Genomic DNA, 17,007 nt, shown 5'->3' with positions numbered 1-17,007 from the left:
TTGGCACTATTTTTATATATCTTTCTCTTGAGAGATGTTTAATGAATGAGTGAAGATGAAGCGTGCACCGCCGGTGTATTTTTTGTCCAGTATAACATCGCCACCGAATCGTTCGGCAATGATCCGGCAAATGGAAAGTCCTAACCCTGTACCTTGTACATATTCGTTCAGCTTCTCGAAACGCTCGAAGATGGCGTCTTGTTTGTCCGCCGGTATGCCACAACCGGTATCTGTGACGGTGAAGCGAACCAGATCATTTTTCTTATCAACAGTGAATGCCAGTTCAATAAAACCCTGCTTGGTAAACTTGGTCGCATTGCCAACCAGATTGATTAATACCTGTTGCAGGCGCAGCTTATCCGTGTTCAGTATGAAATCTTCACTTTCGGGAGAGAACCGCAGTTCCACGCCCGGTTTTACGCGATGTTCCGCGCTCGTCAGTGCCGCCCGGCAACACTCTGCTAAATTCTCTTCGGCAAAAGAGAAACGGTATCGTTCCGATTCGAGGCGGGAGATATCCAAGATGTCGTTGACCAGGTTGAGCAGAAGGGCGGAATTGTCCATAATGACTTTGGTAAACTCTTTCCGTTCGTCCCCTTCTTCTGTTTCAATATCCAATAGTTGGGCGAATCCGACGATCGCATTCAGCGGGGTACGTATCTCGTGGCTCATATTGGAGAGGAACAGACTTTTCAGGCGGTCCGATTCCTCGGCGTGGTCGCGGGCAATACGCAGTTCTTTTTCTGATTTTAGTAAAGCCCGTTTATCCTTTTTCAACTCGTTGTTCAGCCTGCGGGTATGAATAAAGACAAAAGTTCCCAGTATCAGGATGATGAGGAAAAGGGAAGTCAGGGCAATCGACCATTTCAGTTGCTGTTGTTTGGCTTCCAGTTCGAGTTCTTTGACACGGAGTTCTTTCACCTCCAATTCCAGCTGGTTCGTGTCATGGATGGCGCGGAGTTCGCTTATCTGGCGGATGAATGTCTCGACGTTCTGGCTCTCATTCTGTTCGAGTGCATCACGATATTGGATGGCGGCTTCACGGGAGTCTCCCTTGTCGAACAGTATTTCTGCTTTGAGCTTCATCGTTTCGGGCGAGTCGTTGAGCTCCATCGCCTGGTTGATGATGTTGAGTGCTTGGGCATATTGTTTCGTCAGTTTGTAGTAGGCGGCCAGACTGAGCTTATAGAAGTGTTCGACGTATCCATCGTTTATATCATTCTCATACGATTGGGCCATGAGGAGGTGTTTCTTAGCTTCGTCTGCATTTCCAAGTTGTACGAACAAGTTGATGTAAAATGCTTCAGACAGCAGATAATTGCTGCTGTACAGTTGGGACATTCCCGAGTTAGGAATGTTCTTCTTCATTTTGTCTAAGTGGGCCTGCAACTCTTCTATATGCTTGCGGGCATCGTCAAACCGCTTGAGTTTCAGTTCTGAGTCGATGATACTGTTGAGTACGCGGATGATGTAGGGTACTTTTCCCGAGGTTTCGATCAGCATATCCAGGCTTTCCTTCAGGTAGGTGACGGCGATACTGTCCTGTCCGATTTGTTGGTTGATAAGTCCGAGAGTCTCCCCAAGGTTAATAATGCCGTTCGTACTATTCTCCTCCTTCGCTTGCTTGAAGAGGCGGATGGCAGTGTCGGAGGCCTTTTCCCGTTGTCCGATCCACAGGAGGTTTTGGCATAACAGTGCTTGTGAACCATAGTAGTAGCTGCTGTGTTTCCCCATTACCTTGGAGAGCGAGTCGGATTGTGATGTATAATAGATGAGACTATCCAGCATCTCGAAATTGTAGAAGTAGACTGCCAGATGTCCGAGTGCCCAGTCTTCGTTTTCCCGCGAGTTATTCTTTCGGGCTTCCAGTCTGGTTTGCTGTATCCATTTCAGTGTTGCCGGTGTGTTGGTTGTTAGGGCACATAGTTCCTGTAATATTTCTATACGTTTGGCAGGGTCTGTTGTCTTAGCTAATACATTGCTGAGGCTATCCTCGGATTGTACCATTGAGTCTTCGTTAGCCATTGAAACGTTGCAGATGCAATAGAGAAAAAGGATGATAAAAGAGTATGTCTTCATTCTGTATATTGGTTCGATTATATTTGAGAATAAAGACAAAGATAGTAAAGAAATATGGATTATGAATGATGAATTAGATGCCTGAATCATAGATAAGTGGACGGAATCAGGGCTGTCGGATTGTTTTACATCGGCTGAAAGAAACCGCAAGAATATGCGATTATTTTCAGCCGCCTTTCCGGAGTCCTACAGGGTCAGAGCATGCGTGAAGATAAAGCGTGCCCCATCGGTATATTTCTTGTCGAGCGTCACTTCCCCTTCGAACCTTTCGGCAATGATCCGGCAGATGGAAAGTCCCAATCCCGTACCCTGCACATGTTCGTTCAGCTTCTCGAAACGTTCGAAGATGGTGTCTTGTTTCTCTGCCGGTATGCCACATCCCGTATCTGTGACGGTGAAACGGACCAAGCCTTTTGCCTTGTCTATCGTGTAAGCCAGTTCAATAAATCCATTTGTGGTGAACTTGGCCGCATTGCCGATCAGGTTGATCAACACTTGCTGCAGGCGCAGCTTGTCCGTGTTCAGTACGAAATCCTCACTTTCAGGAGAGAAGCGTAGTTCCACACCGGGCTTCACGCGATGTTCCGTACTCGTCAGTGCTCCCCGGCAACACTCCGCCAAATTCTCTTCGGCGAAGGAGAAGCGGTAGCGTTCCGATTCGAGGCGTGAGATATCGAGGATGTCATTTACCAGGTTGAGCAGCAGGGCGGAGTTGTCCATGATGATCTTCGTATATTCTTTCCGCTCGTCCCCCTCTTCCGTTTCGATATCCAGCAGCTGTGCGAATCCGACGATCGCATTCAGCGGCGTGCGTATCTCGTGGCTCATATTGGAGAGGAAGAGGCTTTTCAGGCGGTCCGATTCCTCGGCATGGTCACGGGCGATGCGCAGTGCTTCTTCCGAGCTCAGCAAGGCCTGTTTGTCTTTTTGCAACTCGTTCTTCAGCTTATTGGTGTGTGAGTAGATGACGGTACCCAATATCAAGATGAAGAAGAAGAGTGTCGCCAGGGCGATCGTCCACTTCAACTGTAGCTGTTTGGCTTCCAGCTCGAGCTCTTTGACTCGTAGTTCTTTTACCTCCAGTTCCAGTTGGTTCATATCGTGGATGGCACGGAGTTCGCTTATCTGACGTATGAATGTTTCGACGTTCCGGCTCTCGTTTTCTTCGAGCACCTTGCGGTACAGGATGGCAGCTTCTCGGGTATCTCCCTTGTCAAACAGTATTTCGGCTTTGAGCTTCATCGCTTCGGGAGTGACTTTGATGTCCAGTACACGGTCGATCATATCCAACGCTTGGGCGAACTGCCCTGTTAATTTGTAGTAGGCGGCCAGGCTGTATTCGTAAAAGTGTTTTACGAAATCGTCGTCTATATCTTTTTCGTAAGGTTGGGCTAACAGATAGTGCTTATGAGCCTCGGCTGCATTCTTAAGCTGCACGTTCAGGTTAATATAATATGCTTCGGACAGTAAGTAGTAGCAGCCGTATGAAAAAGAGGCAGTACTTTCTTTTCTTTTGATTAGGTATTCTTGCAGCAATTTTATGTGTTTCCGGCTGTCTTCGAACCGTTGTAGCCGTAGCTCCGATTCGATAATACTGTTCAGTATCTGGATTGCACGTCCGTATTTTCCGGAAATCCCAGCCAACAGTTCCAGTCCTTCCGTCATGTATGTGACGGCAATGCTATCCTGTCCGACCTGCTGGTTAATAAGGCCAAGGGTTTCGCTAAGACTAATGATTCCCCCTGTATTATTATCTTTTTTGGCCTGTTTGAACTGGCGGATCGCTATATCGGATGCTTTTTCCTGTTGTCCAGCCCATAACAGGTTCTGGCATAGCACAGCTTGTGTTTCGTAGTAATATTTAGTCCGTGTTCCCATTTCCTTGGCGAGCGAGTCGGCCTGTGCAGCGTAATGGATGACGCTGTCCAGCTTTCCGGCGTTATAATAGTAGATCGTCAGGGCACGTATCGTCCAGTCTTCCTCCTCTTGCAAATTGATTTTCCGGGCTTCTGTCCGGGCTTCCTGTATCCATTTCAGGGAGGCAGGTGTGTCGAGTTTTATTTCATGTAGCTTTTTCAGCAGTTCAATACGGTTCTTTGGATTCGTCGTTTTGCCTAATGCGGCGCAAAGGCTGTCCTGACGTTGCTTCAAGAAGTTTTCATTGGCCAGTAGCATCTGGCAGTAACAGCAGAGAAACAGTATGATTGTTATGTTGGTTTTCATTCAAGAGTTGATTGTAAGTATGTTGAAAATCAAGGCAAAGATAATAAAGAAATCCGGATTATGGCGTAAAGGGGAATAATATGGAGGGAGATTTGTTGCTCTTCGCAGAGATCGCGACTAATTCGGATTGGGCAAGCATGTAAACGAATTGTAATAATTGTTTTAGCATTGTAATAAGGTTTACATTCTTTTGCAATATACCTGCTCTACTTTTGCCGTCAAATAAATGTAACAAGTATTAAAAGGAATGAGACGTATTGGTGAAACAGGGAACGGCAGGTCGTTCTTTCTTCTGGTGTTGGGTTGTGTCCTCTCGCTGTCCGCCTGGGCACAGACAGGTGTTATCTGCGGAACGGTGTCGGATGCTAAATATAAGGATGCGCTGATCGGTGCTTCGGTTGTGATCGAAGGAACGACGGTAGGCGCGATTGCTGATGTGGAGGGTAATTTCCGGATCGAGAATGTCAAACCGGGGAAATATACTTTAGTAGCGTCTTATGTGTCTTATAAATCGGAAACAATCAAAGATGTGGTGGTGAAAGCGCACCAGGAATCGGTGCTCCGGATCGAACTCTCGGATGCCGACCTGCAACTGCAAAACGTGGTGGTCGTGGCACAACGGAAGTTGGGGACGGAAACCGCTATCATCAATACCGTACGTAAAAGCCTTCCCGTCGTGAGCGGTATTTCTGCCCAACAGATCGGTAAGACGCAGGATAGCGATGCAGCCGAAGTACTTCGACGTATTCCGGGGATCACGATCGTGGAGGACCGCTTCGTTGTCGTGCGCGGACTGGCGCAACGCTATAACAACGTATGGCTCAACAATGCGACTACGCCTTCAAGCGAGACGGACAGCCGGGCGTTTTCGTTCGACGTGCTTCCCTCTTCGCTGATTGACAATATGATGGTCTACAAGAGCCCGTCTGCCGAACTGCCTGCCGATTTCTCCGGTGGTTTTGTGCAGGTGATGACGAAGAATATCCCGGATGGGAATACCTTTAATGTATCCTACCAGATGGGTTTCAATACGAATGCCACTTTCTGCGACTTCCGGTTGACGGATGGGACGTGGAAGGATTACCTCGGGTTCGGCGCTGGCGTGCGAAGCCTGCCTTCTTCTTTCCCTTCGCATTTGGGGGAACACACGACGGAAGAAGCCGCCGCCTTTACCCGGCAGATCAACCAGCGGTGGGGAATCGACAAGTTTACTGCCATTCCCGACCAGAAGATATCACTGACGGCGCACCGTTCTTATGACGTGGGCGACTGGAAGATCGGGAATATAACGAACGTAAACTGGAGTACCGAGTACGATTATTCGGAGACGGTAAACAACAACTTCATCGCATACGACGTGAAGAACGATGCCTCCCGTCCCCGCTTCGAGTACGATGACATCCGCTATAAGAACACCTCGAAGATAGGCGCCCTCTTCAACTGGTCGTTTCTGAAAGGCAACAACAAATATGAACTTCGCAACTTCTTCAACCAGCGCGGTGTTTTCGCCCTGACACAGCGGGAAGGAGTGAACTACTATTCCGACAAGAATATCCGCAAATGGGAATCCCTCTATACCGGGCGTACGACTTACTCCGGTCAGATCAGCGGTACCCATACCTTGCAGGAAAATATCAATAAAGTAGATTGGACAGCGGGCTACGCTTTCGCCTCCTATCGCGAACCGGACCGCAAGATCGTGAACTCCATTCTCGATGAGAACCGGACGGAGAAGCCGGACTACTACGTATCCGACCCGATGCGCTACTATCAGGACCTGAAGGATCACAGTGCGTCGTTAGCGGCAAACTATGAACATAAGTTCGTGGTGTCCGATATGTTCGCCCCTGTTTTCAACGGAGGTATCTACGGAGAATATAAGAGCCGTACGTTCGACGCCCGTCGTTTTGGTTACAATCTGTTGGGTAAAGGATATGACCGGTATGCAGACTGGGACTATACAGACCTATTTACCGACGAGAACATCTCGGCAGACAAGATCTGGATGCGCGAGACGACGACAAACAGCGACTCGTACACCTCTGAAAATATGCTTGGCTCCGCTTATGTTTCTGCCAAGTTGAACTACGGGGAGGTGCTGAATGCCAATATCGGTGTCCGTATGGAATACTACCGGTTACAGATGGACGGATACAGTTCGGACGGTACGACTCCGGTTCATCTGGATAACAAGACGACTGACTTCTTCCCTTCTGTCAATGTCGCTTACAACCTGTCGCCGAAACATCTGGTGCGTGCCGCTTACGGTCGTTCGGTCAACCGACCGGAGTTTCGTGAGGTGGTGCCTTATGTGTACTTCAACTTCGAGCGGGATGCGAACATTGTGGGAAATACGGAACTGAAGAATGCTTATGCCGACAATATCGACTTGCGGTATGAGTTCTATCCTGCCTCTGGCGAGATGATTACGATCGGCGGTTTCTATAAGCGTTTCAAAGACCCGATCGAGGAAACCTACAACGAAGCCGGTTCCGGTTTGCAATATACCTATCACAATGCGAAGAACGCCGAAGCCTTCGGTGTGGAACTGGACGTGAAGAAGAATCTGGACTTTATCGGCCTGCGTGGACTGAGCCTGGTCTGCAACGCCGCTTACATCCATAGCCGCGTCCGTTTTGAGAAAGGAGCGCCTGAACGCGACCGTGCGTTGGCGGGACAGTCTCCCTACTTGGTCAATGCCGGACTTTTCTACCAGCATGATGACAAAGGGATCTCCGCTTCGCTGCTCTATAACCGGATCGGGAAGCGTATCGAGTCGGTCGGTGTCCCGATGCAGAACCAGAATGAAGATATACCCGATATATATGAAATGCCCCGCAATTCGTTGGACCTGACTTTCTCGAAGAAGATCGGCAAGGTTGTCGAGATCAAAGCTGGAATCCAGGATATGTTGAACTCCAAAGTCGAGTACAAGCAGTTCGTGAAACTGACAGACGAAAATGGAGGCAAGCGCGAACGTGAACAGTTGATCCGCAGCTTCCGTCCGGGGGTGGATATCAATGTCGGCGTCTCTCTTAAGTTTTGAAGTTTAATTGAATAATATTTCTATTACAAACAAAATGTTTTTATTATGAACAGATTTCTTTTAAAAGGTTTGGCCTCTGTGTTTACGATGGCCGTGATGTTTGGAACAGTTTCTTGTAGTGACGACGATGACGACAGCAAGCCTGTAGCAGTCTCAGCCGTTTCTGTGAGTCCGGCAACTGCAACAGTTAAGGTTGGCGAGTCGGTCACATTGTCTGCAACAATTACTCCCTCTGATGCTGCGGAGAAAACAATAACATGGACTTCTTCCGATGACAAGATCGCAACGGTAGACGCCGGTAAGGTAACGGGTGTTGCCGAAGGTTCTGCAACAATTACAGCTACAACTAAGGATGGCGGTAAGACGGCTACTTCTACGGTAACAGTCTCTAAGGATGCTCCGGCTTCCAAAGAAGTGATTCTGGAAGGTAATATCACTTCTGATCTTACGCTTAATGCAGCCGACAAGAATTTCCTGAAAGGGTTTGTATATGTGAAACCGGGTGCAACCCTGACGATCGAAGCAGGTTCTGTTATTAAAGGTATTTCCGTAAATCCGGGTGAAAAAGCTGCTTCCCTGATTATCGAGCCGGGGGCTAAGATTATGGCTGTCGGAACAGTTGAGAAACCGATTGTGTTTACTTCCGATAAACCGGCCGGACAGCGTCTGACAGGTGACTGGGGTGGTTTGATTATCTGTGGTAATGCACGCGTGAATCGTGTGACTCGTCCTACTATTGAAGGTGGTCCTGATACGCCGTACGGTAATACGACTTCTGATGAGTTTAATGGTGAAAGCTCCGGTAAGCTGAAATATGTTCGTATCGAGTTTGCCGGTTATCCTCTGGAACCGGATAAGGAAATTAATGGTTTGACTTTCGGTGGCGTTGGTAGTGGTACGGAAGTTGAGTTTATTCAGGTTTCTTATTCAAATGACGATTCATACGAATGGTTCGGTGGTACGGTGAATGCAAAGCACCTGATTGCTTATCATGGTTGGGATGATGATTTCGATACAGACTTCGGTTACAGTGGTAACTTGCAGTTCTTGCTGAGCGTACGTGATAAGGATATTGCCGATACATCTGATTCCAACGGTTTTGAATCTGATAACGATGGTGACGGTTCTTCCAATACTCCGCTTACTAAACCTGTCTTTTCTAACGTAACCCTGATCGGCCCGTTCTATGGCAAAGTGTCTGATAAGACACAGGCTGAAGTAGAAGCTAAGACTGCTGATGCTGCTAATGGTGCCAAAGGTGGTAAGTTTCAGGCTGCAATGCATCTGCGTCGTAACACAAGCCTGAATGTTTATAACTCCGTATTCACGGGATGGCCTTACGGATTGCGTGCAACAGATAAGAAAGGTTCTGCTAACGATGGTGCGATCGTGAAGAATGTTATTCTTGCCGGTATGTGGAGCAACTTCTACGATGACGAAAAGTTCAGCGAAAACTTCTTCAACCGTGCAGGCATGAACAACACGATATTGGAGACAACCAATGCAATCATCTCCAAAGACGGCGATTACTCTTCCGTAGTGGCTTCTGCCGTACAGGGTGCTGATTTTGCCGATGCAGTCCTGAACAACAGCTTCTTTGAAAAAGTAACTTACAAAGGCGCTTTCGACGGAACAAACGACTGGACAAAAGGTTGGGCTAACTTTGATCCTCAGAATACTGAATATTAATAGATATGATAAAGAAGTTATTATTAACATCAACATTATTGGCAAGTTCTGCCCTGGTAATCCAGGCGCAGGACTTGTTCCTTAACGAAGGCCAGTACTACACAGACGAAACGCAAACCACCCCCTATACCGGTCGTTACACCGAGTTCTATGACGACGGTATGCTGAAGATGGAGCTTTTCCTCAAAGACGGTCGGCCCGAAGGAACGTATGTGATTTATTATCCTGACGGAAAGATTGCCGAAGTCCGTTCTTACTATCATGGTATCTTCCACGGAGAATGGCGAACCTACAACGAAGCCGGACAGCTAACCGGTATCGCAACCTATAAAGACGGGCAGAAAGACGGTCCCTGGCGTGTATGGAACGACAAAGGCATCCTCCGCTTCGAGATGTTCTACACCAAAGGAAAGAAAAGCGGCGTTTGGCGTACCTGGGATGATGACGGTCAATTGATAAGCGAGGAAAAGCAGGAAGAATAGATGTAGTTACCTGCTGCCTAAATCGTCATACAACGTTTGCAGCAGGGCTTTCCCTTTGCGGAGACGCTGTTCACTACCTTCGTGTGGCGTTTCGATCAGAGGCTTATTCCCTTCATTGTCGTAGACGGAGATGCCGGTGCTGTCGATAAACCCGAAGCCGTTCGAATAGGTATAGAAGGCATATTCGGGATAATCGGGACTAAGCACGTTGCGGCTGAATGTGAAAGAGTCGTGCCCGATCCCTAATTGGTTCAGCAACGTGGCGGCAAGGTCTGTTTGGTTGGCATATTTGTCGATGACGACCGGCTCTTTCACGGCACCGCCGATCCATAACATCGGGATATGATAGCGGCGGGGTTCGTAGTTGACCACATCTTTCGGATAAGGATATCCGTGGTCGGAAACAAAAATAACTAACGTATTCTTCCATACCGGCAGCTCTTTCAGCTTGTCGATAAAGTTACCGATGCAACTGTCCGTGAAGGCAACCGAGTTCGCATACAGTCCCATATCATCCAACCGGTGGTAAGGCACTTCGAACGGCTCGTGGCTGCTAAGCGTCAGGAAGGTGCTGAGCCAGGGCTTTTGGCTGTCACGACTCTTGATATCTTCATATAAATGGCGGAAGGTGACGTCGTCGTTCGCTCCCCATTTGCTGAGGCGGCTGGTGAGCGGGAAGTCGCGGTCTGCCGTGATCCGGCTGTAACCGGAGCTGAAGAAATAGCTTTGCATATTGGTGAAGTTGATATCTCCACCATACAGCATGTCGGCTACATATCCTTCGTTTGTCAGACTTCGGGCAATAGACGGCAGTGTCTGGCTCTTGGCCGGATACTTCATGATGGAAGTGGTCGGCTGTGCCAGGTAACCATTCAATACCGACACGATTCCCCGGTCCGTGCGGAATGAGCTTGCATACATATTCGTGAAAAGCACTCCCTCTTTGCTGAGCCTGTTCAGGTTCGGTGTAACGATAGAATCACCACCGACAGCCCCGACAACATTCGCCGAGAAGCTTTCCATAATAACAATCAGGATATTCGGACGCTGCGTATTCAGAAGGACTTTCGGTATCGTATCACCTTTCTCGTTCCCGCACTCGATGCGGGATCGCAAAGACGCGGACAGTGAATCCGTCTCAACAAGGTCTGTCCCAGTGCGACCCCGCATCGAGTGCGGGGACAGGCTTCCCATTATCTCCCTCCGTTCCTCCTCCGGAAAGAAATTGAACTGCGCCGCAAAATCCTGCTGTTTGCTGAGCGATGCAAGCAGGCTGAAACAAGGATTGATCGCCGAATGGTTCAGGAATTGGTTCTTACTGAAATAGACCATTCCCACATTCGCAGTCGAAGTCGTCACGCCTCCCCGTATCGGTATAAAGAGTATCCCGCCCAACATGAGAACAATTAGGCTTCCTCCTAACCGCTTCCGTACCGGCGTTTCGGGAAAGAGCGGCACGATAAACTGTTTTAACAGCCAGTATATTCCGGATGCATAGACAATGAACATCAGCAGTTGGCCGAAGAACTGCCCCATCGGAACGCTCGCCATCGCATCGCCGGGCGATTGCAGATAGAAGAAAAGCGTTGCATCCAGCCTGAACCCCCAGTAACCGTACAGTGCCACATCTACTGCAAAGATAGCTGCGATCAGTACGGCCATAATTCCGAAGTAGCCTTTCAGCAGTTTCCTGTAAAACCTCCCCGGCAGCCATACCGACACTAACGTCATCAGCAGCGGCAACGCTGTCAGATACCCGGCTATCGTGCAGTCCAGCAGTAACCCGTGTGTGATTACCCGTAGGTAATCGCTTAGCGAACATCCGTTCGCTAAGGCATGGTGATACAGCATGAACACCGGCTTCTGGATCGCTAACATCGGCAACCAGATGACAAACAGAGCGAGGAGGAACAGGACTCTTTTCTTCATAAGGCTATTTGTACAACTTTTCTCTCAGCTCTGCCACCATCGGATCCGTGATATAATCGTCATACTCCATCATACGGTCGATAATGCCGTTCGGTGTCAATTCGATGATGCGGTTGGCAACCGTCTGGATAAATTCGTGGTCATGGCTGGAGAACAAGACGTTTCCGCGGAATGACTGCAACGTGTTGTTAAACGCCTGGATGGATTCGAGGTCCAGATGGTTGGTCGGCGTATCCAGAATGATACAGTTGGCATCCGTCAGCATCATGCGTGAAATCATACAACGCATCTTTTCACCTCCGGACAGGACGCTTACTTTCTTCAACAGCTCTTCGCCGGAAAACAGCATACGGCCGAGGAAACCTTTCAGGAACACTTCGTTCGTGTCGGGTGAGAACTGGCTCAGCCAGTCGATCAGGTTGTAATCCGAATTGAAGTAGGCGGAGTTGTCCAACGGCAGGTAGGTCGTCGTGATGGTCTGTCCCCACTGGTAAGTCCCCGCGTCGGCCTTCTCTTCGCCGTTGATGATCTGGAAGAGGGCGGTCATCGCACGCGGGTCGTGGCTGATGAATACGATCTTGTCGTCTTTCTCTACGTTGAAGTTCAGATCCTTGAACAGCACTTTGCCGTCAATGGATTTCGTCAGTCCCTTCACCTCCAAAATCTGGTTGCCCGGTTCGCGGTTCGGTGTGAACAGGATGCCCGGATAACGGCGTGAAGATGGCTTGATTTCCTCGATGTTCAGTTTTTCCAACATCTTCTTGCGGCTGGTCGTCTGTTTGGACTTCGCTACGTTGGCGCTGAAACGGCGGATAAATTCTTCCAATTCTTTCTTCTTCTCTTCTGCCTTCTTGTTCTGGTTCTGTTGCTGGCGGAGGGCCAACTGGCTGGATTCGTACCAGAAGCTATAGTTTCCGGCAAACATTTGCAGTTTACCGAAGTCGATGTCCACCGTATGTGTACAGACAGAGTCGAGGAAGTGACGGTCGTGGCTGACTACCAACACCGTATGTTCGAAGTTTGCCAGATAGTTCTCGAGCCACATAACGGTTTCGAGGTCGAGGTCGTTGGTCGGCTCGTCCAGCAACAGGTTGTCGGGTTGTCCGAAGAGGGCGCGTGCCAGCAAGACACGTACTTTCTGCTTACCGCTCATGTCCTTCATCAGCGTGTAGTGGAATTCTTCCGCGATACCTAAGCCGCTCAGCAGGGCAGCTGCGTCGCTCTCGGCGTTCCAGCCTTCCATCTCGGCGAATTTCTCTTCCAGTTCCGACACGCGGATACCGTCGGCATCGCTGAAATCGGGTTTGGCGTAGAGGGCGTTCTTTTCGCTCATCACTTCCCAAAGGGTCGTGTGGCCCATCAGCACAGTGTCGATTACCGTATATTCATCGAATGCGAAGTGGTCCTGGCTCAATACGGACAGGCGTTCGCCCGGCCCCAATGATACCGTCCCACGTGTAGGGTCGAGTTGCTTACTGATCACGCGAAGGAATGTTGATTTACCGGCGCCGTTAGCCCCGATGATACCGTAGCAGTTGCCCGGTGTAAATTTCATATTGACATCCTGGAAAAGGATGCGTTTCCCGAACTGTACGTCCAGGTTGTTAACCGTTATCATATCTTGTTTACCTATTAATTTGCTATCGAGTGTGCAAAGGTACAAAAAATATACGTTACGCCCTATTGATACATTCTTCCATTGACTCACAATTTGGCATATTTGAAACACACAGACCTCGTAGGGGCGGTTCGCGAACCGCCCTCCGTGTCAACAAATGCAGTACTTCATGGGTTTATAGTGCCGTAAAGGAATGAATAACCCGGCAGATAGAATGAACGATGTGGGATGTGTACCCCCTCCGTTCCTACCCGCTATTCATGTTACAGCCGTGAAACAAAAGAAATTCAACTGTAACATAGAAGGAAGACAGTTGTGACATGAAAAGAATACAACCGTAACATGCAATAGAGGACCGGCGTTTATCCGTTATTGATTCAAATATTCTTAAATACGATCCTTTCTAACTTTCAACTCTTAACTTTCAACATTCAACTATCTTAGGGGGGCTTATTGTATTAAAATATAGTTGACGCTTAGCTTTGTTGCCGATTGGCTGAAATATAAAATTAATGCCTTTGTTATACCTTGACAATATTGTTTAAAGTTCTTTGCAGGCGAAAAATAAATAAGACTGTGTAAAATTAAAAAAGAGAAGGATGAAAAGAAAGTACTTGGCTTTTATGGTGCCTGCTTTGTTCTTTGGTGTTGCCGGCATACATCCGTTGTTTGCTTCGCCTCTGGATGCAAAAGGATCGATCGAACGTATGGCTGTCAGCCAGCAAGTCGCTGTGGTTAGCGGAGTTGTGTCGGACATGAATGGCGAGCCGATTATTGGAGCGAATGTTGTCGAGAAAGGAACGACCAATGGGACTGTTACGGATATCGATGGTAAGTTCACATTGTCTTTGCAGAATAAGCAGGGACTTATTGTTGTATCTTACATCGGTTTTAATCCGAAAGAATTGCCGGCAAAGACGGGTGAAACGCTGTCTATCTGGCTGGAAGAAGATAGCCAGAATCTGGATGAAGTGGTTGTGGTCGGATATCAGACCATGCGTAAAACAGAATTGACCGGTGCTGTTGCCAGCCTGAAAGCCGGAGAATTGAACCTGACAACACCGAACGTAGGACAGAGTATGGTCGGTAAGGTGGCAGGTGTACAGATTTCGCAGGTGAGTGGTGCCCCTTACAACGGAACGAAGATCCGTGTGCGTGGTACGGCTTCCATTAATGCAAGTTCTGACCCTCTGTATGTGATTGACGGTTATCCTTCCAATGAAGATCTTGTTATAAACCCGGAGGATATCGAGTCTATAGAAGTACTGAAAGATGCAGCTTCCGCCGCTATCTACGGTTCCCGTGCGGCCGGCGGTGTTGTCTTGATCACGACCAAAAGAGGGAAGACCGGCAAAGCGCGTGTCGACTATAATTTCCAGTTCAGTGTCAACCAGCTGGCAAAGAAGGTCGATATGCTGAATGCGCGTGAATTTGCCGAGCTTCATGTCGAAGGCCATAACAATGCGTATAAGAACCTGTTGCTGAATGCCGGTAAGGAATGGAACGATTCTTATTTCGGCGATACCAACGAGGTGCGTGCCCAACGTCTGGGATCGAGCAACAGTGCTGCCATGATTCCGGAATTCATGTATAATTTCGCCACACAGGAAATCTTGGATCCGAAATACGATACGGACTGGCAGGACGAGTTGTACAGGAACGCCCCCAGCCACCGCCATTCTGTTTCTGTTTCGGGCGGTAGTGAAAGTATCCGTTACCAGGTGAGCGGCGGTTTCCAGAACCAGGAAGGTATCGTCTTGTCTACCGGCCAGAAAAGAGCGAACCTGCGCAGTAACCTGGATATAGATGTAAACCCGAAGTTGAAGTTGGGAGTGAATTTTTCCATGTCGGCGAATTGGAACCATGAAATCCAGGAAGGCCGCTTTAACCAGGGACCTGTATTGGGCGCACTGGTTTACGCTCCTATATTCCGTTGTTATGATGACAGCGGCAATTTGGTCAAAAATGAAATGGCTTCCTATTCGAGTGCGTATGGTATGCAGCAGATCGAGAACCCGGTGGCGCTGGCTACGGAAACAAAGATTTCCCGGGATGGAATGCGGAATACGTATAATGTGTTCGGAACATACGAATTGGTCAAGAACCTTTTCTTCAAAGCGAACTTGGCCATGTACAATTATAATGAGAAGTATGAATTTTATAAGCCGACCAGCTTAAGCAGCGGAGCCAATCCCCCTTACTCGGACGAAGCTAAGGCCGATGCGTATGCCCTTTCCAAGAATACGGGAGTAAGGGATTACCTGGGTGAGTTTACGCTAAGCTATAATAAAAGCTGGAATGATATTCATAACTTCAGTGGCGTAGCCGGTTATTCGTTGCAGCAGAACGAAAGAGACATTGTGGAAGTCAAGGCAACCGGTTTTGAAGACGACCATATTAAGGAAGTGACCGGCCACGGGGCGGATGCCAGCAATCTGACGCTGACTAACAATACGTTAAAGTCTATCTGGACAATGGTTTCCTATTTTGCCCGTTTGAATTACAACTTTGCCAATAAATATTATCTGACGGCTTCTTTTCGTGGAGATGCATCTTCGCTCTTCGGACCTTTGAACCGCTGGGGGTATTTCCCGTCTGTATCCGGTGCTTATACGATCTCGAACGAATCTTTTTATAAAGACAGGCTGGGCAGTTCTTCTTCTCTGAAGTTGAGAGCAAGCTGGGGTATGAGCGGAAATAACGATATCGGGAACTATAACTTTTTACAGGTGATGAGTTCGCCGACGGGCGTCGTGATGGGGAATGGCTCTGTCAATTCGGCGATGTATCCGGGAGCATTTAAGGACCAGGCTTTGGGATGGGAGTCGACTTCGCAGTTTAACGCCGGTTTCGACTGGTCTTTCATGAACAACCGCTGGTCATTGTCTGTCAACTACTACCTGAGTTATACGCGTGATCTGCTGTTTGAACAGCCTGTTTCCGCCATTTCGGGTACGACTTCCATGTTGACAAACCTTCCGGATTCCAAAATCCGTAACCAGGGTGTCGATATCCAGGTGGATGGACGTATCCTTGCCGGAAAGGATTATGAGCTGAAGCTAAGCGGCAATATCTCGGTAAACCGTAACAAGGTGATGGATTTGGGTGGTGGCAATACGATTATTACCAATGGTGCGGAACGTTCCTATAAGACACATATCACCGAAGAGGGACAGCCGATCGGTATGTTTTATGGTTTCAAGGTGGCCGGCATGGTGCGCGAATCGGATATGGCGAATATCGCGGAAGACGATAAATATTATAACAGTTCTACCAAATCTTTCCCGGAAGGCTATGTCCTGAAAGGTCCGGCCCGCTCTTTGTCCCAGACAACGGCTTTGGCTCCCGGCGACATTTATTTTGAAGATGTGAACGGAGACGGGGTTGTGGATGATGACGACAAACAGGTGATCGGTTCACCGCATCCGAAGTTCACGTATGGTTTCAACTTGAGCGGGCGCTACAAGGATTTCGACCTGGCAGCTTCGTTTAACGGTTCTTATGGCAACAAGGTGTTGGACGGGCAGGATTATTATATCTTCAATATGGAAGGTTCCGGCAACCAGTATAAAGTGGTGACCGAACGTTACCGGAATGAGGCAAACCCTGGTAATGGATGGATCTATCGTTCTTCACGCGGCGGTACGCAGAGCAACAGTACCCGTCTGTCTACATTCTACCTGCAGGATGGTTCGTTCTTCCGTTGCACGAATATAACGCTTGGCTATACAGTTCCCGGCATCGCACGTTTTGCGAATGGATATATCAGTAATATCCGTTTGTATGTCGCTGTGGATAATCCGTTTACCATTACAAAATATAGAGGGTATAATCCGGAGGTGGATTATAATGACGGTTCAAACCTGACGCCGGGTGTGGATTATGGTAAATATCCCCTGGTACGTGCCTACAATGCAGGTATCCAGTTATCTTTTTAATTG

At 48.4% G+C, this 17,007-nt stretch carries 8 protein-coding genes; 4 read left to right on the top strand and 4 right to left on the bottom strand.

The features are described from left to right. Positions 1 to 12: 12 nt before the first annotated feature. Positions 13 to 2,079, bottom strand: a complete 2,067-nt coding sequence (locus DWU89_RS15125) for a sensor histidine kinase (RefSeq protein WP_158543391.1) — start codon at positions 2,077 to 2,079, stop codon at positions 13 to 15. 186 nt (positions 2,080 to 2,265) lie between these two features. Next, positions 2,266 to 4,302 carry a sensor histidine kinase gene (locus tag DWU89_RS15120; protein ID WP_115500468.1) on the bottom strand — a complete coding sequence of 679 codons (2,037 nt, stop codon included), beginning with the start codon at positions 4,300 to 4,302 and terminating at the stop codon, positions 2,266 to 2,268. Between the two features lie 247 nt (positions 4,303 to 4,549). Between DWU89_RS15120 and DWU89_RS15115 the strand changes: the two genes are divergently transcribed. The 3 genes from DWU89_RS15115 to DWU89_RS15105 are packed head-to-tail and all read left to right on the top strand — an operon-like array spanning position 4,550 to position 9,519. Beyond that, positions 4,550 to 7,348 (top strand): TonB-dependent receptor, encoded by a 2,799-nt coding sequence (locus DWU89_RS15115; protein WP_115500467.1) that lies wholly within the window; start codon positions 4,550 to 4,552, stop codon positions 7,346 to 7,348. A 45-nt stretch (positions 7,349 to 7,393) separates the two neighbouring features. After that, complete coding sequence (locus tag DWU89_RS15110; protein ID WP_115500466.1) at positions 7,394 to 9,037, top strand: Ig-like domain-containing protein; 1,644 nt, start codon at positions 7,394 to 7,396, stop codon at positions 9,035 to 9,037. 5 nt (positions 9,038 to 9,042) lie between these two features. Beyond that, entirely contained in the window at positions 9,043 to 9,519 is a 477-nt protein-coding gene (locus DWU89_RS15105) for a toxin-antitoxin system YwqK family antitoxin (protein ID WP_115500465.1), read from the top strand. Positions 9,520 to 9,525: 6 nt separating this feature from the next. On the opposite strand, the gene DWU89_RS15100 is transcribed toward DWU89_RS15105, so the two are convergent. Together DWU89_RS15100 and DWU89_RS15095 are read right to left on the bottom strand one after the other, a co-directional pair. Continuing rightward, positions 9,526 to 11,448 (bottom strand): LTA synthase family protein, encoded by a 1,923-nt coding sequence (locus tag DWU89_RS15100; RefSeq protein WP_115500464.1) that lies wholly within the window; start codon positions 11,446 to 11,448, stop codon positions 9,526 to 9,528. A 4-nt stretch (positions 11,449 to 11,452) separates the two neighbouring features. Then, positions 11,453 to 13,066: an ABC-F family ATP-binding cassette domain-containing protein gene (locus tag DWU89_RS15095; protein WP_115500463.1), complete on the bottom strand. Its 1,614-nt coding sequence runs from the start codon at positions 13,064 to 13,066 to the stop codon at positions 11,453 to 11,455. Between the two features lie 599 nt (positions 13,067 to 13,665). On the opposite strand from DWU89_RS15095, the gene DWU89_RS15090 reads away from it, so the two are divergent. Beyond that, positions 13,666 to 17,004: a SusC/RagA family TonB-linked outer membrane protein gene (locus DWU89_RS15090; RefSeq protein ID WP_244205925.1), complete on the top strand. Its 3,339-nt coding sequence runs from the start codon at positions 13,666 to 13,668 to the stop codon at positions 17,002 to 17,004. Positions 17,005 to 17,007 lie beyond the last annotated feature (3 nt).

Source organism: Parabacteroides acidifaciens, from assembly GCF_003363715.1.
Classification (GTDB): Bacteria; Bacteroidota; Bacteroidia; order Bacteroidales; family Tannerellaceae; genus Parabacteroides; species Parabacteroides acidifaciens.
Note: the sequence above shows the minus strand (reverse complement) of the source record. Positions and strands in the feature narration are given on the sequence as shown.

Coding starts and splice junctions, on each gene's coding strand:
- DWU89_RS15125 (WP_158543391.1), bottom strand. CDS start 2,079: ATGAAGACATACTCTTTTATCATCCTTTTTCTCTATTGCATCTGCAAC.
- DWU89_RS15120 (WP_115500468.1), bottom strand. CDS start 4,302: ATGAAAACCAACATAACAATCATACTGTTTCTCTGCTGTTACTGCCAG.
- DWU89_RS15115 (WP_115500467.1), top strand. CDS start 4,550: ATGAGACGTATTGGTGAAACAGGGAACGGCAGGTCGTTCTTTCTTCTG.
- DWU89_RS15110 (WP_115500466.1), top strand. CDS start 7,394: ATGAACAGATTTCTTTTAAAAGGTTTGGCCTCTGTGTTTACGATGGCC.
- DWU89_RS15105 (WP_115500465.1), top strand. CDS start 9,043: ATGATAAAGAAGTTATTATTAACATCAACATTATTGGCAAGTTCTGCC.
- DWU89_RS15100 (WP_115500464.1), bottom strand. CDS start 11,448: ATGAAGAAAAGAGTCCTGTTCCTCCTCGCTCTGTTTGTCATCTGGTTG.
- DWU89_RS15095 (WP_115500463.1), bottom strand. CDS start 13,066: ATGATAACGGTTAACAACCTGGACGTACAGTTCGGGAAACGCATCCTT.
- DWU89_RS15090 (WP_244205925.1), top strand. CDS start 13,666: ATGAAAAGAAAGTACTTGGCTTTTATGGTGCCTGCTTTGTTCTTTGGT.